26 protein-coding genes are annotated in these 17,144 nt (G+C 64.0%); 21 read left to right on the top strand and 5 right to left on the bottom strand.

Annotated features, from left to right (window positions below):
* Window position 1: 1 nt before the first annotated feature.
* Complete coding sequence (locus IEX43_RS00820; protein ID WP_188808659.1) at window positions 2-565, bottom strand: hypothetical protein; 564 nt, start codon at window positions 563-565, stop codon at window positions 2-4.
* Window positions 566-679: 114 nt separating this feature from the next.
* Between IEX43_RS00820 and IEX43_RS00815 the strand changes: the two genes are divergently transcribed.
* The 8 genes from IEX43_RS00815 (at window position 680) to IEX43_RS00785 (ending at window position 3,853) form a co-directional block, all read left to right on the top strand.
* On the top strand, window positions 680-1,069 hold the full coding sequence (locus tag IEX43_RS00815) for a hypothetical protein (RefSeq protein ID WP_188808658.1): 390 nt from the start codon (window positions 680-682) through the stop codon (window positions 1,067-1,069).
* A 189-nt stretch (window positions 1,070-1,258) separates the two neighbouring features.
* Window positions 1,259-1,672 (top strand): hypothetical protein, encoded by a 414-nt coding sequence (locus IEX43_RS00810; protein WP_188808657.1) that lies wholly within the window; start codon window positions 1,259-1,261, stop codon window positions 1,670-1,672.
* Window positions 1,669-2,112 (top strand): MerR family transcriptional regulator, encoded by a 444-nt coding sequence (locus tag IEX43_RS00805; RefSeq protein ID WP_188808656.1) that lies wholly within the window; start codon window positions 1,669-1,671, stop codon window positions 2,110-2,112. The genes IEX43_RS00810 and IEX43_RS00805 overlap by 4 nt, the downstream gene beginning before the upstream one ends.
* Window positions 2,113-2,324: 212 nt before the next feature.
* Window positions 2,325-2,696, top strand: a complete 372-nt coding sequence (locus IEX43_RS00800; protein ID WP_188808655.1) for a hypothetical protein — start codon at window positions 2,325-2,327, stop codon at window positions 2,694-2,696.
* A 104-nt stretch (window positions 2,697-2,800) separates the two neighbouring features.
* Window positions 2,801-3,106: a hypothetical protein gene (locus tag IEX43_RS00795; protein WP_188808654.1), complete on the top strand. Its 306-nt coding sequence runs from the start codon at window positions 2,801-2,803 to the stop codon at window positions 3,104-3,106.
* The gene (locus IEX43_RS20425; RefSeq protein ID WP_268238329.1) at window positions 3,103-3,237 is read left to right on the top strand and encodes a hypothetical protein; all 135 of its coding nucleotides are present in this window, start codon (window positions 3,103-3,105) and stop codon (window positions 3,235-3,237) included. The genes IEX43_RS00795 and IEX43_RS20425 overlap by 4 nt, the downstream gene beginning before the upstream one ends.
* A 29-nt stretch (window positions 3,238-3,266) precedes the next feature.
* Window positions 3,267-3,527: a hypothetical protein gene (locus IEX43_RS00790; protein ID WP_188808653.1), complete on the top strand. Its 261-nt coding sequence runs from the start codon at window positions 3,267-3,269 to the stop codon at window positions 3,525-3,527.
* Window positions 3,524-3,853 carry a hypothetical protein gene (locus IEX43_RS00785; protein WP_188808652.1) on the top strand — a complete coding sequence of 110 codons (330 nt, stop codon included), beginning with the start codon at window positions 3,524-3,526 and terminating at the stop codon, window positions 3,851-3,853. Before IEX43_RS00790 ends, IEX43_RS00785 begins: the two co-directional genes overlap by 4 nt.
* 57 nt (window positions 3,854-3,910) lie before the next feature.
* Here IEX43_RS00785 and IEX43_RS00780 read toward each other — a convergent pair whose 3' ends face one another.
* Both IEX43_RS00780 and IEX43_RS00775 read right to left on the bottom strand, forming a co-directional pair.
* On the bottom strand, window positions 3,911-4,084 hold the full coding sequence (locus tag IEX43_RS00780; protein WP_188808651.1) for a hypothetical protein: 174 nt from the start codon (window positions 4,082-4,084) through the stop codon (window positions 3,911-3,913).
* Between the two features lie 683 nt (window positions 4,085-4,767).
* Window positions 4,768-5,325, bottom strand: a complete 558-nt coding sequence (locus tag IEX43_RS00775) for a hypothetical protein (RefSeq protein ID WP_188808650.1) — start codon at window positions 5,323-5,325, stop codon at window positions 4,768-4,770.
* 32 nt (window positions 5,326-5,357) lie between these two features.
* On the opposite strand from IEX43_RS00775, the gene IEX43_RS00770 reads away from it, so the two are divergent.
* A complete protein-coding gene (locus IEX43_RS00770; RefSeq protein ID WP_188808649.1) occupies window positions 5,358-5,978 on the top strand; it encodes an HGGxSTG domain-containing protein in 621 nt (206 codons plus the stop codon).
* Here the strand turns inward: IEX43_RS00770 and IEX43_RS00765 are convergent.
* Both IEX43_RS00765 and IEX43_RS00760 read right to left on the bottom strand, forming a co-directional pair.
* Window positions 5,947-6,384 carry a hypothetical protein gene (locus tag IEX43_RS00765; RefSeq protein ID WP_188808648.1) on the bottom strand — a complete coding sequence of 146 codons (438 nt, stop codon included), beginning with the start codon at window positions 6,382-6,384 and terminating at the stop codon, window positions 5,947-5,949. The genes IEX43_RS00770 and IEX43_RS00765 overlap by 32 nt on opposite strands.
* On the bottom strand, window positions 6,371-6,793 hold the full coding sequence (locus IEX43_RS00760) for a hypothetical protein (RefSeq protein ID WP_188808647.1): 423 nt from the start codon (window positions 6,791-6,793) through the stop codon (window positions 6,371-6,373). Before IEX43_RS00760 ends, IEX43_RS00765 begins: the two co-directional genes overlap by 14 nt.
* A gap of 115 nt (window positions 6,794-6,908) precedes the next feature.
* Between IEX43_RS00760 and IEX43_RS00755 the strand changes: the two genes are divergently transcribed.
* From IEX43_RS00755 to IEX43_RS00700, 12 genes are all read left to right on the top strand, one after another.
* Window positions 6,909-7,574, top strand: coding sequence for a DUF7341 domain-containing protein (locus IEX43_RS00755; RefSeq protein WP_188808646.1), 666 nt, complete (start codon window positions 6,909-6,911; stop codon window positions 7,572-7,574).
* 398 nt (window positions 7,575-7,972) lie between these two features.
* Window positions 7,973-8,395 (top strand): hypothetical protein, encoded by a 423-nt coding sequence (locus IEX43_RS00750; RefSeq protein WP_188808645.1) that lies wholly within the window; start codon window positions 7,973-7,975, stop codon window positions 8,393-8,395.
* 18 nt (window positions 8,396-8,413) lie between these two features.
* Window positions 8,414-9,910 (top strand): phage terminase large subunit, encoded by a 1,497-nt coding sequence (gene terL / locus IEX43_RS00745; RefSeq protein WP_229666245.1) that lies wholly within the window; start codon window positions 8,414-8,416, stop codon window positions 9,908-9,910.
* Window positions 9,911-9,919: 9 nt separating this feature from the next.
* Window positions 9,920-11,449: a hypothetical protein gene (locus IEX43_RS00740; protein WP_188808644.1), complete on the top strand. Its 1,530-nt coding sequence runs from the start codon at window positions 9,920-9,922 to the stop codon at window positions 11,447-11,449.
* A 9-nt stretch (window positions 11,450-11,458) separates the two neighbouring features.
* Window positions 11,459-12,502, top strand: coding sequence for a phage minor head protein (locus tag IEX43_RS00735; protein WP_188808643.1), 1,044 nt, complete (start codon window positions 11,459-11,461; stop codon window positions 12,500-12,502).
* A gap of 187 nt (window positions 12,503-12,689) precedes the next feature.
* Complete coding sequence (locus IEX43_RS00730; RefSeq protein WP_188808642.1) at window positions 12,690-13,907, top strand: hypothetical protein; 1,218 nt, start codon at window positions 12,690-12,692, stop codon at window positions 13,905-13,907.
* Window positions 13,908-13,921: 14 nt separating this feature from the next.
* On the top strand, window positions 13,922-14,272 hold the full coding sequence (locus tag IEX43_RS00725) for a DUF2190 family protein (protein ID WP_188808641.1): 351 nt from the start codon (window positions 13,922-13,924) through the stop codon (window positions 14,270-14,272).
* An 11-nt stretch (window positions 14,273-14,283) separates the two neighbouring features.
* Window positions 14,284-15,354, top strand: a complete 1,071-nt coding sequence (locus IEX43_RS00720; RefSeq protein WP_188808640.1) for a phage major capsid protein — start codon at window positions 14,284-14,286, stop codon at window positions 15,352-15,354.
* Between the two features lie 128 nt (window positions 15,355-15,482).
* Window positions 15,483-15,911, top strand: coding sequence for a hypothetical protein (locus tag IEX43_RS00715; RefSeq protein ID WP_188808639.1), 429 nt, complete (start codon window positions 15,483-15,485; stop codon window positions 15,909-15,911).
* Window positions 15,912-16,337, top strand: coding sequence for a DUF6093 family protein (locus IEX43_RS00710; RefSeq protein ID WP_188808638.1), 426 nt, complete (start codon window positions 15,912-15,914; stop codon window positions 16,335-16,337). It begins immediately after the preceding gene.
* A gap of 7 nt (window positions 16,338-16,344) precedes the next feature.
* Complete coding sequence (locus tag IEX43_RS00705) at window positions 16,345-16,719, top strand: HK97-gp10 family putative phage morphogenesis protein (protein ID WP_188808637.1); 375 nt, start codon at window positions 16,345-16,347, stop codon at window positions 16,717-16,719.
* On the top strand, window positions 16,706-17,140 hold the full coding sequence (locus IEX43_RS00700) for a hypothetical protein (RefSeq protein WP_188808636.1): 435 nt from the start codon (window positions 16,706-16,708) through the stop codon (window positions 17,138-17,140). Before IEX43_RS00705 ends, IEX43_RS00700 begins: the two co-directional genes overlap by 14 nt.
* The last annotated feature ends 4 nt before the right edge of the window (window positions 17,141-17,144 follow it).

Below are 17,144 nucleotides of genomic sequence, written 5' to 3'. Positions count from 1 at the left end.
TCTACCCAGTCTCGGTCTTGGCAGATTCCACTTCCTCAAGTGCTTTCATGGCGGCCACCCTCTCCGTTCGACGGACGGTCAGCAGCAACACGTGGGCGTCACGAGTAGACGGAGTTCCCTTCGGCCAAGCCATACCGCACAAAGTAAGGTCGCTTCCAGCATTGAAAAGCCACGTCAAGTACGTCTCTCTCTTGTCGCTGTCAAAGTTCGCATGCGTCTTCAAAGCCAGAGTCCCCATGTGGTACGGCCAGTGGGCTAGCTCGCCTGAAAGCTTCTCATCGTCTGCCTCGATCACCCAGCGAATCGCAGCCGCCTGGACCACCAACAAAAGATCTTGGATGGCGACAGGCCCATCCCCATACTTCTTTTCCATGGCTGAGACCGCCGCCAGCAGATCTGCGATAGCTGCTATCTGCCGTGCATCAGAGGCGTGCTGTTTCTGCTGCCCGTTCGTCAGGCGAACGACCCAAAGCGCTACCAAGCCGCCGATTATTGCCGCCACGAATGAGCCGATGACGCCACTCCACAACTGGGCCCAAGACTCAGGCGCTATTCCCCATAGCATTTTCGAATCATATAGCCAGTTAAATTAGAGCTGCTTAGCCATGCCCTCAGGAACCAGCAGCGCTTGTTCGCAGCGAGTGCTGCTGGTTCTGGCGCCACCAGAAAGGAAAGAGCCGTGGCCAAGGACACGAGGCCGTATTTCACGCTCACCAACGAATACCCCAGACACCGGAAGATCAGGGCCCTCAGTGACCGGGCCTTCCGGTTGCACGTGGAGCTGATAGCGGACTGCAACGACGCCAGATCAGACGGGAAATTCACCAAGCTCGAACTGAATAACAGGGGGCCCAAGGCCGGGAAGGAACTCATCGAGGCAGGGCTCGTGACGGCGCTGGAGGACGGCACATACGAACTGCACGACTACCTCGCACACCAGCACTCCAGGGTGCAGATCGAGACGTACCAGGCGAACAAGGCAGAGGCCGGCGCGTTCGGGGCTCACGTCCGCCACCACAAGAAGAAAGGCGTCACAGACCCCGGCTGCCACCACTGCCAAACCGGGTAGCAAACGCTTAGCAGCTGCCATAGCACCTGCTATAGCAAACGGTTAGCAAAGCATTAGCACCATAAACATAAACACTTAACTACTCACCTAAGTGCCTATCTCACCTTCTGTTTCAACAACAGTTTCAAAGAGATCCGGCTAAAGAAATCAGTCAATCGTCACTTAGGTAACGCGTGAGGAGCAGAACACTTGACTGACCATCAGCCCATCACAAAACCCCAAGCCGAAGCGTTGGCAGGCATCCTCCACCAGCTCCGGCCCGAATGGGGAACCCCGGCACTCATGACCCTCATCGGCCGGAACCGCGACCACCCCGGAACGTTCCCCCAACTCGCCCAGGCAGCAGTCACAGCAGCCACGAGGCGGAACCCGGACGGCACACCAGTCGCCCGCACACCAGCGGTCATCTACCAGCCCGGCAAGCACTGGGACCAGCCAGTCCAGGAGTCCGGCGCCCACATCCCACCCGGGCCACCCTGCAAGGACCACATCGGCGAACAAGCCCACAACTGCCGCTGCTGCTGGTCAGAAATCAAAACCGGCCAACGCCCACACCACGCACTCGGCAAACACCACGAACCAGAAACGGAGCAAGCATCATGAACGCCAGAATCGACCGCGACCACGTCCGCAGCCTCATCACCCAAGGCGTAACGACCCGGGTCATCGCTGAGCAGTTGGGCTGCCACCCCGACAGCATCCGCCGCATCCGCGTAGAACTCGGCCTCAGCCACCCCTACCGCGGCCGACCAATGACCGAGGAACGCCTCCACACCATCTGGCAAATGCTCTACGACGGCTGGTCACACAAAGAGATCCACGCAACCGAAGGCGCCGACGCCGAAACCATCCGCCGCTACTTCCCCCGCACCGCCTGGACCCACCACGAAGCAGGCGAACACCGCGCAGTGCTCCGCAGCATCGAAACCGCGCCAACCTACGCGACAGGCGCCATCAAACTCGGCATCAACCACATCAACTACGACCCGATCGCAGAACGCCGCCAACACAGGCAACGCCGCACCCACAAGGCCGCAGCATGATCACCACCCAAACCCTCCCCTACGGGGCCACCAAACACCCCCGATCCAGCACCCCCGACATGCACCCAGTCCAGCGAGCCGCCAGCAGGGCCAGGACGCTCCGAAAGGGGTGGGGCGGGGTGATTGGTCATCCCGGGTTCTGACAGGCGCTTAGGAACGATTCTGAGGCGCACAAGCCACGAGTACGATTTGATCCAACTGAGGAGAAGAACATGACCAGGACCAGGGCATCAGCGAAGAAGGCCGGCACGTCGTTCGAGCGGATGGTGGCCGACTACCTCGCCGAGCACGTGGACGACAGGATCGACCGCAGGGTGAAGGCGGGGGCGAAGGACCGGGGCGACATTGCCGGGCTCCGCCACCACGGCCACCGGCTGGTGATCGAGTGCAAGAACGCGGCGAAGACGCTGCTGGGCCCGTGGGCTGGTGAGGCTGAGACGGAGCGCGGGAACGACGACGCCCTCGCTGGGATGGTGGTTCACAAACGCCACGGGAAGGGGCGGCCGGAGGACCAGTGGGTGACGCTGACGATGGGTGACCTCGTCGCGCTCCTCACGCTTTCCCGCGACCACCTGAACAACTAACAGTTGTTGCTACTGCAAGCTATAGTTGCTAGGCTGGGGGTACCCGAAAACCCCCGGCCACGCGGACTGCAATCCCAGCCGGACCACGAAAAGGAAAAACCCCGATGAGTACTCAGACTCGGACCAGAACCACCGAAGCTATTGCGGACGACATCCGCAAAGCCCCCGTCACGGGAGGCCCCGACGTGGACCTCGCCGGCCCGCTCGCCCACCACCTTCAGAGCCTCGGCTACCGCAAGCCCAAGGTCATTGGCTACATCGTCGTGGACCGTGGCGGGATCATGGTCGGTCACCAGCACAAGCACCGCGAATCAGCCCAGGCGTTCGCCGACGAGTGGAGCGACGACTGCAAGACCGCCGGTATCCACTGGGAATACCGCGTCGCTGAGATCGTCGAGACCGCCAAGTGACCGCCGAGGAAGCCATGGACAGGATCGGGAACGTGATGGAGACCTTCTACCTCGGCAACATCACCACCAACGAGGCCCTCAACCAGATCGCCCAGATCCGCGGCGCGTACCTTGTGGAGGCCGGCCAGTGACGGCCGGGGAACTCCAGGAGGTGGGCGCCATGGCCGAGCATGACACCCAGATCGTGCAGGGCCTCGCCGACCAGGTGAGGCTGCGGGGCCTGATCGCCGACACTGAAGGCGAAACCCTCGTCGCCCGGATCCACGAACGGAAACGCCTCACGACCGCGCTGGAGGCGGCCGACGCGGCATACACCCGCGCCGTGGAAGCAGCCGTAGGGCGTCGGGGTGACTGGGCCAGTGTGCAAGTCGCTGGTGAACGGGTCCGCGAATGCGAAGCCGCACTCAAGGCCGTCGCATGAGCGGGACCTTCTTCGGGCAGCACACCCACCCACGGGCGCGCAGAGCCCATAAGTGCGCCACCTGCGACCGCACCATTGACCACGGCGAGGTCTACAGCCGCCAGTTCTGCGTCTGGGACGGCATGGCCTACGCCTGGAAGCAGTGCCTCCACTGCGAAGCGATGATCCCTTACATCGATTATGACGAGTCCTTCAACGAGGACGACTACCAGTGCTGGGAGCCGCGCAACATCAAGGAACTGCGCATCAGGGTCCACCTGAACAAGCAATGGCGCAACAACGCCGGCGAGCTCTACCCGATCCCCTTCCAGAAGGCCGCAGCGTGACCGCCCAGCCTGAGACCCGTATCGAGTGGTTCGGCCGGCTCCGCGTGGACCAGCCCATCAAGCCCCGAAGTGGCGGCGAACATCAGCCACTTGCTCAGGAGTCGGGAACCAGCGCGTTTCATCCGGCGGCAGCGTGCCGTACTGATCCCGCAGATAGTCCCGGATACGTTTCGGATTCTTGCCCAACTCCCGGGCGAGATCAGCAGGGGTTATCGGATCATCTTCACTCATAGGGAGAGGTTACCCACCCATCCGCGTAGTGAACAGGACTGTTTCCACCTAATCGAAAGGGCCCCGAAGATGTGGCATTGCAACCATTGCGGGCACTGGCACGGGAACGCCAAGTGCGCCGCGATCACCCACAACGAAACCGGCGGCGCCCGCAAATGCTGCTGCACCGGGGAACCACAAGAACTCGAGGAGGCAGCGTGAGCAGTTTTGGCCAGGCAAACGAATGCGCGGGCGCCGATGACGCCCGCGCACCCCGCCCGCTACATCAGCAGGTTGATCAGGCTGACGAGGACGTACACCGCCCTCCACCCCATACAACCAACCGGGCCCGACTGCCTGCCCTTGCAATGCTTGCAGCGATGGCGCTTCTTGTTATGCGGCATGGCCGCACTCCAATCCAGCCGGCCTGCCCCGTCCTGGGTCCTTGTTTGCGCCACATGCCCGTGCAACCATGGACTCAGAGGGTACCAGCTCGTTCGGTACTTATCGGACAAGCGGCGGGCTCCCATGTTTTGCAAGGACTGGGGAGCCCGTCACTTTTTAACGGTACTCCCAAGACGACAGGTGAAACCGGAGACTCCCGAAATGTGGACTAGTTCGTGACTCCCGGATCGTCCTTGATTCTGGTCCCGGCGATCGCGCCGCAAACTACTGCTGGCGCTCCCTCACGCTCGCCTCTACAGCTAACTACCCGCAGACAAGGTAGTCACGGGTCGTTCGGAGACCACGCCGGTGTCCGGGTCAGTGAAAGGAACCCCCGGTGGATCCATGAAATCCTTCGGATTCAGGGGTGACCGCATCTCTTTCCTTAGCCTAGTGGGCGGCGCCGTCCACACGATGTCGACTTCCGCATCGTTCCAGCTGTCTAGGTCCATCTCGATCCAGAAGGACAGGTCCGCCCCGGGCGGCATGAAGGACTTGGCGACCATCCCCTGCGTGTCAGCCGGCGTGAAACCAGCCTTACAGTTTCTGGACTCGAGACGCACACGGAACGCTCCGCCGTCACCGGCATTCGAAATGCGCCCTGAGAGGTGGACGCCAGCTTCATTCACTCCAGGTACATCTTCCTCGGTCGCATAGCCGTGCATCATCACCGCCCAGTCAGCTTCGGGCTGTTCACGATGCCTGATGATGACGGCGGTAAGCCAGGAAAAGAACGCGCCGATGATCGCTGCACTGCCCACTACCGCCGCGACGGCCGCCCAAAACCATTCCTCAGTCAGAAACTTGGTGTCCTGCATTTGAACTACGACCCCCATGAAAGTGAGAAGCGATGACCGCCTCAACAAGCATATGTGGCGCTAAGAAGCGTGACGGTAACCCTTGCGGCGCTCCCCCGATCAAGGGTGGCAAGCGCTGCGTCCGGCATGGCGGCAAGGCGCCGCAGGTCAAGGCAGCAGCAGAGCGTCGACTGGCCACGGCTGCGGCGCAGAAGCAGATGGAGACAGCCGTCCGCACCCTCGGACTCCCCATCGACATCGACCCCGGGAAAGCCCTGCTGGACGAGATCCACTGGACAGCGGGGCACGTCGCCTGGCTGCGGGAGAAAGTGCAGGAGCTGCAAAACGACGATCTGGTCTGGGGCCGCACGCAGACCGACCAGGGCGTCGGGCCCCAGGGCGTCGTGGACGTAACTACCGAAAAGGCCGGCCCCTCAGTCTGGTACGAGCTCTACATGAAGGAACGCGACCACCTCGCCAAGGTCTGCTCCCTCGCACTCAGGGCCGGGATCGAAGAGCGCAAGGTCAAGCTCGCCGAATCACAAGGCGCCCTAGTCGCCGACGCCATCCGCAGGATCCTCAACGCCCTCGGGCTGTCCCTGGAGCAGCAGCGGCTCGTGCCAGAAATTGTCCCGCGTGAACTCAGGGCTTTGGCCGGCGGACGCGATATGTAGGGTCCTTCGGCGTGCCATCTTCCTTACCATCTGTTTCCGCGCTGGCCTGAGTCGGCTCGTTGCTGACTAGAAGGTCCTTGGCGCGCAGCACAATGTAATCGCCGCTCCGGGCCTTAATTTTGTGCCCGCCATATTTGGAATAGATGACAAACTGTTCGAACTTGCCGGAACGCGGCTGGGACTCAGAGGGGGCTTCCTGCGCAGCCTGCTGAACGACATCTTTTAGTACATCAGACACTAACGGCAGATCGCTTGCGGCAGTATCCGTGTAGTCAGAAGGAGGCCGCTCAACGGTCTTACGGGAAGCAATTCGTGCCGTCTTCTCATCCACGACAAGACCTAGACTCGCCAGGATCCGTGCCCGGTTCTTGGCCGCCTCGATGACGATTGGATTATTGGCTTTCATCTTCCGCACTGTCATACACCCCTTCTTCCACGGCGATGTCAACTAGCTCCTTCAATACAGACGCTACTAATAGCTTATCGCCCTCACTTGCCCAGGAAGAGGTGGCGAGGTCCGATAAAACTATTAGGCCGACTTTGATCCTGTCTTCGTCATCTGCTGTGAACTCAACGCATGCCCACGAAAATCGTTCCCACCAGTGTTCGCGGCCCTTGAATTCACGCTCACGTTCCGCCTGCTTCGCGTCGACTTCGTCCACGTGCTGCCTCGTCTTGACTCCCTGACGCCAAGCAACACGAGACGAAATGCCGACAGCCAACAGGGCAATGCCCGAAGAAATGACAGCTGCGACGCCCTGGGCAGTCCAGCTGGGCCCGAAGAGTTCCCCGATGAAGTCCGCCATGGGTTGCATAGCCCGATGTTAATGGGAGTAAGCGAAGTAGAGGTTCCGCTGAGGAGATATTTCCTCCGGAAACAACTAAAACTTGTTACACTAGCATGTACCATTCGCATTCCTAGGGGGAGTATTGGCGTCACTGAACGAACTGGTCCACCAGCTCGCACGACCACACAAAACCATGATCGAGCGGGACGGCGGCCGGAAGGAACTTGTCGATGTCCTCCCCCTGCTGCAGCAACTCCGGTACGCGTGCAAGCAGGACCAGAGGGGTGGGGCCAGCGGCCACAGCACCGGACCCAGCGCCCCACTCGCACTGCAAGCCACCATGGACTACCGAGCCATCCAGTCCGTCGTCCAGGAATGGCACGTGCACATCACCGGGCAGAACTACGGGTCCATCGAGCAGCAGCTCCTGACCTGGGCGGCATGGGCGCAGTCCCCCAGCATCGCAACGCACGAGCCCACCCATGCGGACGACTGCATGGTCTGGTGCCAGGGCTGGGTGGAGAAGATCAAGAACACTCTTCACCCGATCCGTAAGGGTGAGATCCCGGGCGCCTGCCCCGAATGCCACGCGACCGAGGCGTGGGACAACGTCGACGGGGAACGCACGAGGATCGGGCACGCCATCGCCGCGCTGGGCGGGGTCGCGAAGTGCCTCAACTGCGGCACCCAGTGGCAGGGGAAGGACCTCCACGCCCTCGCCGCCAAACTCCGCCAGGCCGAAGTCGACGCAGCAGCGAAAGCCGCTGCCATGGAAAACGAGCGACAGTTGCAATTACTACCAGCATGAGGCACAATAGTGCGCGTAGGGCATACGTGTCTCTACCGCCAGAACCCGCCAATCCCCCAGTAGGCGGGTTCTTTTGCTTGCGCGGCCCGGGTCAACACATGGTTTTGCGTACTCACCCAGTGAAGGCCGGCCGGGGTTCTACCTTTCAACCCTGCCATGGACGGACCTGCCCACACAGGCCGCGCACCCTCCCCCACCGAAAAGCCCACGAGGCTGAGGCGGGAGCACAACTGAATAGCCCGCCGGAACATGAGCCGGCGGGCCACAGACTTTTACCCGCGCAACGGCGGGCGACCGTTGCAACGCCGGACCCCGCCAAGGTGCACCACGGCGGGGCCTGGCACAAAACCACCCGGCGCGCTCACCAGTTTGTCGGCCCGCGATGGCAGACTGACTTCATGACTGAGAAAACATTCGTCCCATTCAGTATCACTGGCGTCAAGACATCGCTGGTGGGTACGCCCAGCAACGATGGTTCGCCCGGCTCAGCCCTCTACGCAGTGCCGCTTTCCCTGTCCCGGCCCCTCACCGGGGCGGAGCAGGAAGCAATGGTCGCCGTATGGGATAACCCGCCTTCTTCTACAACCATGCACAGACCTGGCACAGCGCGCTGCTACGGCACAGAATTTGTTCTCAGCAAAACCACCATTGAAGAGGTCCGGGATTACCATCTGAAGACCCTTCAAGGCGTGGTAGCAAAGGTAAACGAGCTCTCCGAGGCCCAGCACCGACGTGACGCTACCGCAGAGGCAGAACGAAAAGCCCAAGCCGAGGCCCACGCGAAGAACGTCGAGAAGATTGCTAAAGATATGGATTTTTAGCCGTAAAGGGGGCCACCCGTGACCGTGGACATGTGGGAAGCTGCGGCCCGCATGTTCGAGCCGGTCAAAGCCAAGTGGGCAACCCCCGGGGAGATGGCGCGGGCGACCAACCCGAAGACCGTCCAGACACCCGCGCTCGACCTGATCGACAAGGCCCTCGTCGAGGCATTCAACACCCCCGACTCACGCCTCATCGTCTGCATGGCCCCGCAGGAGGGCAAGTCGGTCCGGGTGGCCAACGACTTCCCCATCTGGGCGCTCACCCAGAACCCGGACCTCCGGATCGTCACCGCCTCGTATGCTCAGAACCTCGCCAACCGCAACGGCCGGGCCATCCGAAACCGGATCACCTCCACCCCGGAGATCGATCTCCGCATCGCCAACGACAACGGCGCTGTGCACGAGTGGACCCTCGAAGGCCACCAGGGCGGCGTCCTCTCCGTGGGTATCGGTGCTGGTGTGACCGGCCGCCCCGCGGACATGATGATCATTGACGACCCGATCAAGGACCGCAAAGAAGCGGACTCCGAAACGTACCGGGACAACGTGTGGGACTGGTGGACAGACGCCGCCAGCGCCCGCCTCGCGCCCGGTGCGCCGGTGATCGTCATCCTCACCCGTTGGCACCAGGACGACCTCGCAGGCCGCCTCATGGAGCGGGACAAAGAAGCCGGCTGGAAGATCCTCAACATCCCCGCCCAGGCTGACCACCGCCCCGAAAAGGGCGAGACGGACCCGCTCGGCCGTAAGCCGGGCGAGTTCATGGTCTCCGCCCGTGGCCGCACGCTCAAGCAGTGGCTCATGCGTAAAGCGACGGCCGGAGCCCGCACCTGGGCGAGCCTGTACCAGGGCCGCCCCTCCCCCGAATCCGGTGGCGTGTTCCCCGCCGAATGGGCGCGGTACTCGCAGCCGCTCTGGATCGACCAAGGCAACGGCGTCATGCACGTGCCCGGCATCGGCCGCGACGACCACGAACTCATCCAGTCGTGGGACCTCGCGTTCAAGGACACCAAATCCTCCGACTACGTCGTCGGTCAGGTGTGGCTCCGCATCGGCGTCAACGCCTACCTGTTGGACATGGTGAGGGCGCGCCTGAACTTCACCGCCACGTGCAACGCGATCGAGGCGATGTCCAAGAAGTGGCCGCAGTCGCTCGCGAAGCTGGTCGAGGACAAAGCCAACGGGCCCGCGGTCATCAACGCGCTGCAGCAACGCATCTTCGGGCTCATCCCCATCGAGCCGGAAGGGTCCAAGTACGCCAGGGCCTCAGCCATCTCCCCGCTGGCCGAGTCGCGGAACATCGTCCTGCCGGACCCGGAGCTGCTGCCCAACGTCGAGGAGCTCGTCGAGGAAGCCAAGAACTTCCCCAACAGCGCCCACGACGACACCATCGACGCACTATCGCAGGCCATCAACCGGCTCCTGCTCATGCCGCTGCTGAACCAGGGCCGGCTCATCGAACCCGACGTCTACGACGAGTACAACGCACAGGGCTGGTCGATCAGCCCGGTCTAGGAGGCCAGTATGGGCATGTTCCGCCAACTGCTGGGCCTGCAAGAGGCAGCCACGACTGCTGAGGGGAAGATCGCTGAGGGCACTGTGGCGACGCTGCAGTACCGCCTCGAGGAATCGCTCGCGCAGCTGGAGCTCGCCCGCGAGAACACCGGCTGGATGAAGCTCAGCGAGCAGTACCAGCAGGAGTTCAGCCGTGACGGTCTGATCAAGGCCGCGGAGATGGGCCGCCTGTTCGGCATCGCGAACCCGATCATCAAGCGCGGACGGGAGGTCCGCCACGCGTACGTGTGGGGGCAGGGTGTCACCATCGCAGCCGTCGACCAGGATGTCAACGATGTGGTGCAGGCGTTCATCGATGATGAGGGCAACCGGGAAGCTTTCTTCGGCGCGCAGGCCCGGCAGCAATACGAGGGCACCCTGTTCGATGAGGGCAATTTCTTCCTCACCCACTTCACGAATCCTCTAACGGGCCGGGTGAAAGTCCGGACCATCCCTTTCGACGAGATCCAGGACGTCATCACCGCGCCCGGGGACAAGGCCACCCCGTGGTTCTACCTGCGGCAATGGGTGGAGCAGGGCGCGGACGGTAAAGACGCCCAGATGAAGGCGTACTACCCTGCGCTGAAGTACCAGCCCCGCATGAAGACGCTCCGCATCGACAGTGTCCCCGTGCTCTGGGATGCCCCCGTGCGGCACGTGAAGGTCAACGCCTCGCAGAACTGGAAGTTCGGCATCGGCGACTCCTACGCCGCGATCCCCTGGGCTCTGTCTCACAAGGGCTTCCTGGAGGACTGGGCGCTGCTGATGAAGGCGCTGGCGAAGATCGCCTTCGTGTCCTCCTCGAAGACGGCGGCCGCGTCGCAGTCGAAGCGCGCCGCGCTGCAAGGCCTCGCGAATGTGCCGGCCGGTTCCTCTGTCAGCATGTCGGATGATCAGAAGATCGAGGCGATGCCGAAGTCCGGCGCGACTCTGGATTCGGAATCGTCGAGGCCGCTGGCGACCATGGCAGCGACCGCGATGGGCATCCCCGTCACGATCGCCCTGGCCGACCCGGGGCAGACCGGTGCACGCGCCACCGCCGAGACGCTCGACCTCCCCACGAGGCTGACGTTTCAGGCACGGCAGCAGCTCCACGCCGAAGTCATCCGCGACAGTGTCGGGTACGCCATCGAACAGGCCGTCATCGCGCCGCAGGGCCCGCTCCGCAGGCTCGGCACCGCAGTCCGGGACGACGACCGCCTCAAGGTCGAGTTCACCGATCCGGCCGCAGCGACCGTGGAAGTAACCTTCCCGGGCCTGGACGAGGTCGACGTGAAGGTCCTCATCGACGCGATCGTCGCCGCGGACGGCATGCCCGACGTGCCCAAGCTGCCGCTGATCCGCCTGGCGCTGCAGGTCCTCAAGATCCCGGACGTCGACGAATGGATCGAGAAGATCACCGACGACGACGGCAACCTCCTCGACACCGACACAACCGCCGGGGATGTGGCCACCAAGGCATTCCGGGACGGGCAGGACCCGGCAGCAGCACTGAAGTAGGGAGGCCCCATGGCGGTCACGGCTGAGACTCTCCGCATCGTTGACCGCCTCCGCGCCGACCTCGACAGGATGACCGACGCCCAGACCCTCGCTCTCACCCGGGCGTGGGTGGAGGCGTGGGACGTGCTGGAGCCGGAGTTCGAGACGGCTTTCGTGGAGCTCCTGGCGGGGGCTGCTGACGGGAAAGTGTCCCGGGCTGTTGCGGCGAAAAACATCCGGCTGAGGGATGCGCTGCAGCAGGCGCGGATCATGCTCAACGAGCTGGCCCGCACCACGGATGGGGTCATCACCAACGACGTCGGCACCGCGGTCCTCGACGCGCTGGACGGGCATGAGGCGCTCATCGGCTCCCAACTCCCACCCAACACGGCGGGCGCATCGGTCAGCTTCACCCGGATGTCTCCGGAGGCCCTGGCCGCCATCGTAGAACGCACCACCGAGCAGATCCACTCCGCGACCAAGCCCCTGCCGGCTGACGTGGAACGGGTCATGAAGCGGGAACTCATCCGCGGCATCGCCGTCGGTGAGAACCCAAGGGCAACTGCTCGGCGGATGCTGCAGCAAACAGAGCAGCGGTTCAACGGCGGACTCACCCGGGCGCTCACCATCGCCCGCACCGAGACCCTCGACGCGCACCGGGCAGCCACAAAGGCTTCCGAGAAGGCGAACAAGACCATTCTCGAAGGGTGGGAATGGCACGCCTCTCTCACCGCCCGCACTTGCCCCTCTTGCTGGGCCAAGCACGGCACCCGCTACCCGCTCGACCAGGACGGGCCCAACGATCACCAGAACGGCCGCTGCGCCCGCGTCACCATCACCAAGTCGTGGAAGGACCTCGGCTTCGACATCGAGGAACCACCCTCTCTGACACAGGACGCGCAGGCAGTGTTCAACAACCTCACCCCGGAAACGCAGCGCGACATCATGGGCCCGAAACGGCTGGAGCTGCTGCAGTCCGGTGAGATCTCCTGGGCGGACCTGTCCACCAAGAAGGCCACGGCCGGCTGGCGGGACTCCTACACCGCCACGCCCGTCAAGGATCTCGCCGCTTAGGTCCCGTCGCTGAGGGACGGCTCGTACTGCACGGCACCGCACCACTTACACGCCACGGACATCGATCCGCCCGTCGACCGCAGATAAATCCCGTGGACCTTCCAGTCGTGCCCGGGGCACTCCCCAGGCACGCCCGCACTGTCGTTCCGGTCGTCAAGGCCCACACACCCATTTTAGGAGGCTGTCAATGGCCAAGCTCATTCACGAGGCAGGGACGCTCAGTACCGCTGGCGGCCCCGGGAAGCTCCTCATCCAGCTCATCACTCCCGGCTGGGGTTCCTCCGGCTACTACTCCCCGGAGCTGCTGGAGCAGGCAGCCGCGGATAAGGTCTTCGCCAAGGGCACCCAAATGCACATCGACCACATGTCCACCACGGAGCGCCGCGAGCAGCCCGCAGGTTCGGTCAAGACCCTCGCCGCAGTCCTGACAGAGGACGCCGTGTGGGACGGGGAACGTCTCGTCGCCGAGGCGATGCTCGGTTCCCAGTACCGGGACGTGATCACCGAGTTCGCCGAGTACATCGGGACCTCGATCTCGGCAGGGGCGGACGTCACCATCGGGGAGGCCGAGGGCCGCAAGGGAACCATCGTCGAGAAGCTCTACCCCGACGCGCTGAACCGGGTGGATTTTGTCACCGTCGCAGGCCGTGGCGGGAAGGTCGAGAAGGTCCTCGAGTCCATCGCTGGCCGCGCAGTCGAGGCCACCGCGAACGATGTCCGCGAGGCCATCAGCAAAGCCGTCCGCGACGCCTACGAAGACGACGGCGTGTGGGTGTGGGTCCTCGACTACGACGACTCGAGTGTCTGGTTCGCCCAGGAATCTGCCGGTGAAGCGAAGACCTGGCAGCAGACCTACTCGATCAGCGACGTCACGGTCGAACTCACTGGCGACCTCGTCGAGGTCCGTCGAGTCACCAACTACGTCCCCGTAGAAACTCCCTCGCAGGAGTCCAAAGATTCCCCGCCGGTCCCGGCTGGGGTTACCGAAAATGAAAAGGAGCCACCCATGGCCACCATTCAGATTGAGGAAAGCGTCCACGCTGACCTCGTCGCACAGTCCGGCCGGGCCACCGCGCTGGAAGCAGAAGTATCCGCCGCCACCAACCGCGCCACCACGGCTGAGGCTGGCCTGACCGAAGCGAACGACGCGGCCGCCGCCGCCGTCGTGGAAGCCGCGTTCACCACCGCCGGCATCTCCGCCCCCAAGACCGCCGCACGGCTGTCCAAGGGCTACCCGGTGAAGGAGAACGGCGTCCTCGACGCCGAGGCACTCGCCACCGACGTCGCCGAGTCCATCGCCGAACTGCAGGTCGCCAACGGCGCCGGCACCGTCCGCGGCGTGGGGCACACCGACGCCAAAGAGGCCATCACGATCACTGACGACGACGTCGTCAACGCGCTCTAAGGGAGTCACCGACCATGGCTAAGAACCAGCGTTACACCCACAACCGCCACATCTCCCTCACCGCGCCCGCCGGTGGCGCCGTCTCCGGCAACCCGTACCGGATCGGCCAGTACGTGGGCGTGGCCCAGACCAGCGCCGCGGCCGGTGAGAAGTTCACCCTCTGGCTGGACGGCTCCTACGACCTGACCGTCACGGGCGCCCTGACCGAAGCGCAGCAGGTCTACATCACCGGCGCCAACGCCCTCACGGCCACCGCGACGGGCAACTACCCGTTCGGTGTCGCCAACGCCGCCAAGGGCACCGGCTCCGGCGTCGTCGAGGTCGCACCGCACGGCAAGATCACCAACACCGCCGCCCTGGCATAAGGAGAATGACAATGGATCTGTTTGACAACAAGGGGTGGCGGAAAGCCCCGACCCGCGAAGAGCGGGTCTTCGAGGCCGCCAAGTTCTTCGGCCAGGGCCGCTCCGGCGGCGCGATCGCCCAGGCCGAGGTCGCTGAAGCTTTCAGCACCTCGGACTTCCCCGTCCTCCTCGGCGCCGCCTTCACCAAGAAGGCTGTAGCCGCGCAGAAGGCGGCCGTGGACGAGTTCGAGCCGGTGCTAACGCACACCACGGCCCCGGACTTCGAGCGTCACAAGCTCATCGACCTGTGGTCCGGCGACGAGTTCGAACGCGTCCGCGAGGGCGAAGAGTACAAGGGCGGCACTCTCAACGAGACCGACCTGACCCACGGGACCGCCAAGTACGGCAAGTCCTACGGGCTCACGTTCGAGCTGCGCCTCCGCCGCCTGTTCACCGACCTCGCGAACTTCCCGACCCTGCTGGGGTCCGGCGCCGTCAAGGCCAAGAACAGCGCTGTGGCCGAGCTGCTGGTCGAGGCCGGCGCCTGGGACCCTGCGTTCTTCGACACGGTCGCGAACGTGGCCCTCACCCCGGAGTCCCTGGACGCGGCACTCAAGGAGCTCGCGCTCCGCGAGGACCACCGCGCCGACCTGGTCGACACCACCAACCTCGTCCTCATGGTCGGTCCCGCCCTGCAGTCTGAGGCGAACCGCATCCTGAACGCCGAGAAGCTCAGCATGGAAGTGACGGTCGGTTCGAAGGTCACCAAGACCGAGATCGCCAACCCCTTCCGCGGCGTCGTGACGCTGCTAGTCTCCCGCCGCCTGGGCAAGTCCCTCGGCGCGAACCAGGGCAAGGCGTGGGCGCTGGTCCAGGGCAAGGGCTCGACCCTTCCCTCGATCATCGACACGGGCCTTGAGGGTCACGACGGGAACGTCGACATCCGCGTCAAGCGCGACCAGGGCGAGGCCGTCGGCGGCGGCCAGATCAGCATCGAAGAAGGCAGCTTCAACGATGACACGATCTGGTACCGCGGCCGGACGTTCTTCGGCATCGACAAGGGCTTCACCACGGGCGTGTACGCGTCCAACGGCGGCGCCTAACCAACTTCCGGAGTGACCGGGCCATAACGGGGCGGCTGATCATCATCCCTCCCGGGCGGCCCTGCTGGGCAAATCAATCCAGCAGGGCCGCGCACTCCGGACCCCCATAACTTCACAGGAGGCGCGCCTTGAGCGAGCAGGTCTACGACGGCGGCACGCCGGACAGCGAGTTCTCCACCACGGACGGCGTGATCGATTACGCCACGGCCGCGGGCAAGGTCCGCCTCTACATCACGGACACCGACGACACCCCCGCGAACCGGCTGTTCACCGACGCGCAGCTGACCGTGTTCCTGAACATGAACGCGGACAACGTCTACCGGGCCTCCGCGCAGGCACTCCGCGTCATCGCAGCGTCCGAGGTGCTCACCTCGAAAGTCATCCGGACCCAGGACCGGGCGACCGACGGCGCGAAGGTCTCCGCCGAGTTGCGGGCCCTCGCAGACCAGTACGACGCGAAGGCCAACGCCGACGACGCGGCAGCCGCTGAGGGCTTCTTTGACGTCGTCCCGTTCGGCGACGCTGCCAAGCCTGAGGGCGCGGAGTGGAGGTACTAGATGCCGCTCCCAAACACCCGGGTGATCCCAGCGAACTGGGCTGAACACCACCGGGGCGCAGCCACGGGCACCCAAACCGCCGTTGTGGAGTGGTTCCACCGCGGTGCACCCGAACCGTGGCCGCTCCCTGATGGCTGGACAGGGCCAGAACCGTTCCACCAGTGCACAGCCAACGTCCAGCAGATCAACACCGTCACCGGCGCGCTGGTCGCGGACCAGCCCCTGCAGGAACGCAAATACCTAGTTTCCATCCCCATGGACGCCCCGGAGATTCGGGCAGGCGAACAGGACGGCGACTTCTGCAAGGTCACCGCATCCTCCGACCCGCTCCTGATCGGCCGGACCCTCAACGCCACTGACGTGCAGCACGGGGCGCTGATGTGGGAACGCGACATCGTCTGCACCGACACGCTCACCCAGAACTGAGGCGGCCATGGACATCGACGCGTCCGACTTCAACAAGCTCGCCACATCGTTCACCCAGGCAGCAGCGAACATTGGCCCCGGCGCCCAGGCAGTGGTCCGCAAGACGACTCTGGACGTCGAGAGGGACGCGAAGTCTTTCGTGCCCGTGGACACAGGAAACCTGAAAAGCTCCATCGGCCACTCCGACCTCCGCACCGTCGGCCAGTCCGGGGTGCTTGAGGCCGAGGTAGGGCCAACCGCCGAGTACGGCGTGTACGTCGAATTCGGCACAAGCCGGAAGGGGCCGGCCGCGTTCATGGGCCCGGCACTGGACCGGCAGACTCCGGTCTTCACCCAGGCCATGGAACAACTCGCGGAGAGGACAGCCAATGGCGGCACCTAGTGGAGCGTTCCTCTTCGCCCGGGTTCAAACCCAGATCCAAGGCCTCGCCCACCTCTGGCCCGGGAACGTGTTCGACACCAACGTCCCCACCACCCTGCCAAAGGACGCGAGCGGGTACATCCGGCCGTACGTCGTGATCTTCGCAGGAGCGCCGACTGACCTGCCCGGTGAGCGGGACCTGACCATGCTCACCGACGTGGACATCAGCGATTTCCGCTTCCAGACCAACTGCACCGGCCCCACCGGGAGCCATTCCCGGGTCCTTGCCGACCAGGTCCGGCTGGCCCTCACGAATCTTCCCATCGGCGCCGGGTTCATCAAGCCCGATCCAGACGGTTTCCGTACCGATGTGATCGCAGACAACCAGGTCACCCCGGCCCGGTTTTATATGCCACTGATGTGGCGACTCACCACCAACTAAGGAG

The organism is Pseudarthrobacter polychromogenes, from assembly GCF_014644495.1.
Taxonomy (GTDB): Bacteria; Actinomycetota; Actinomycetes; order Actinomycetales; family Micrococcaceae; genus Arthrobacter; species Arthrobacter polychromogenes.
This window is presented reverse-complemented; position numbering and strand designations above follow the sequence as displayed.

What these genes read in the sequence shown, in the direction of transcription:
- IEX43_RS00730 (WP_188808642.1), top strand. Translation starts at nt 12,690, where the DNA reads ATGGCCAAGCTCATTCACGAGGCAGGGACGCTCAGTACCGCTGGCGGC.
- IEX43_RS00710 (WP_188808638.1), top strand. Translation starts at nt 15,912, where the DNA reads ATGCCGCTCCCAAACACCCGGGTGATCCCAGCGAACTGGGCTGAACAC.
- IEX43_RS00705 (WP_188808637.1), top strand. Translation starts at nt 16,345, where the DNA reads ATGGACATCGACGCGTCCGACTTCAACAAGCTCGCCACATCGTTCACC.
- IEX43_RS00820 (WP_188808659.1), bottom strand. Translation starts at nt 565, where the DNA reads ATGCTATGGGGAATAGCGCCTGAGTCTTGGGCCCAGTTGTGGAGTGGC.
- IEX43_RS00765 (WP_188808648.1), bottom strand. Translation starts at nt 6,384, where the DNA reads ATGAAAGCCAATAATCCAATCGTCATCGAGGCGGCCAAGAACCGGGCA.
- IEX43_RS00735 (WP_188808643.1), top strand. Translation starts at nt 11,459, where the DNA reads ATGGCGGTCACGGCTGAGACTCTCCGCATCGTTGACCGCCTCCGCGCC.
- IEX43_RS00795 (WP_188808654.1), top strand. Translation starts at nt 2,801, where the DNA reads ATGAGTACTCAGACTCGGACCAGAACCACCGAAGCTATTGCGGACGAC.
- IEX43_RS00760 (WP_188808647.1), bottom strand. Translation starts at nt 6,793, where the DNA reads ATGCAACCCATGGCGGACTTCATCGGGGAACTCTTCGGGCCCAGCTGG.
- IEX43_RS00790 (WP_188808653.1), top strand. Translation starts at nt 3,267, where the DNA reads ATGGCCGAGCATGACACCCAGATCGTGCAGGGCCTCGCCGACCAGGTG.
- IEX43_RS00700 (WP_188808636.1), top strand. Translation starts at nt 16,706, where the DNA reads ATGGCGGCACCTAGTGGAGCGTTCCTCTTCGCCCGGGTTCAAACCCAG.
- IEX43_RS00775 (WP_188808650.1), bottom strand. Translation starts at nt 5,325, where the DNA reads ATGCAGGACACCAAGTTTCTGACTGAGGAATGGTTTTGGGCGGCCGTC.
- IEX43_RS00800 (WP_188808655.1), top strand. Translation starts at nt 2,325, where the DNA reads ATGACCAGGACCAGGGCATCAGCGAAGAAGGCCGGCACGTCGTTCGAG.
- IEX43_RS00720 (WP_188808640.1), top strand. Translation starts at nt 14,284, where the DNA reads ATGGATCTGTTTGACAACAAGGGGTGGCGGAAAGCCCCGACCCGCGAA.
- IEX43_RS00770 (WP_188808649.1), top strand. Translation starts at nt 5,358, where the DNA reads ATGACCGCCTCAACAAGCATATGTGGCGCTAAGAAGCGTGACGGTAAC.
- IEX43_RS00740 (WP_188808644.1), top strand. Translation starts at nt 9,920, where the DNA reads ATGGGCATGTTCCGCCAACTGCTGGGCCTGCAAGAGGCAGCCACGACT.
- IEX43_RS00805 (WP_188808656.1), top strand. Translation starts at nt 1,669, where the DNA reads ATGAACGCCAGAATCGACCGCGACCACGTCCGCAGCCTCATCACCCAA.
- IEX43_RS00750 (WP_188808645.1), top strand. Translation starts at nt 7,973, where the DNA reads ATGACTGAGAAAACATTCGTCCCATTCAGTATCACTGGCGTCAAGACA.
- IEX43_RS00780 (WP_188808651.1), bottom strand. Translation starts at nt 4,084, where the DNA reads ATGAGTGAAGATGATCCGATAACCCCTGCTGATCTCGCCCGGGAGTTG.
- IEX43_RS00785 (WP_188808652.1), top strand. Translation starts at nt 3,524, where the DNA reads ATGAGCGGGACCTTCTTCGGGCAGCACACCCACCCACGGGCGCGCAGA.
- IEX43_RS00725 (WP_188808641.1), top strand. Translation starts at nt 13,922, where the DNA reads ATGGCTAAGAACCAGCGTTACACCCACAACCGCCACATCTCCCTCACC.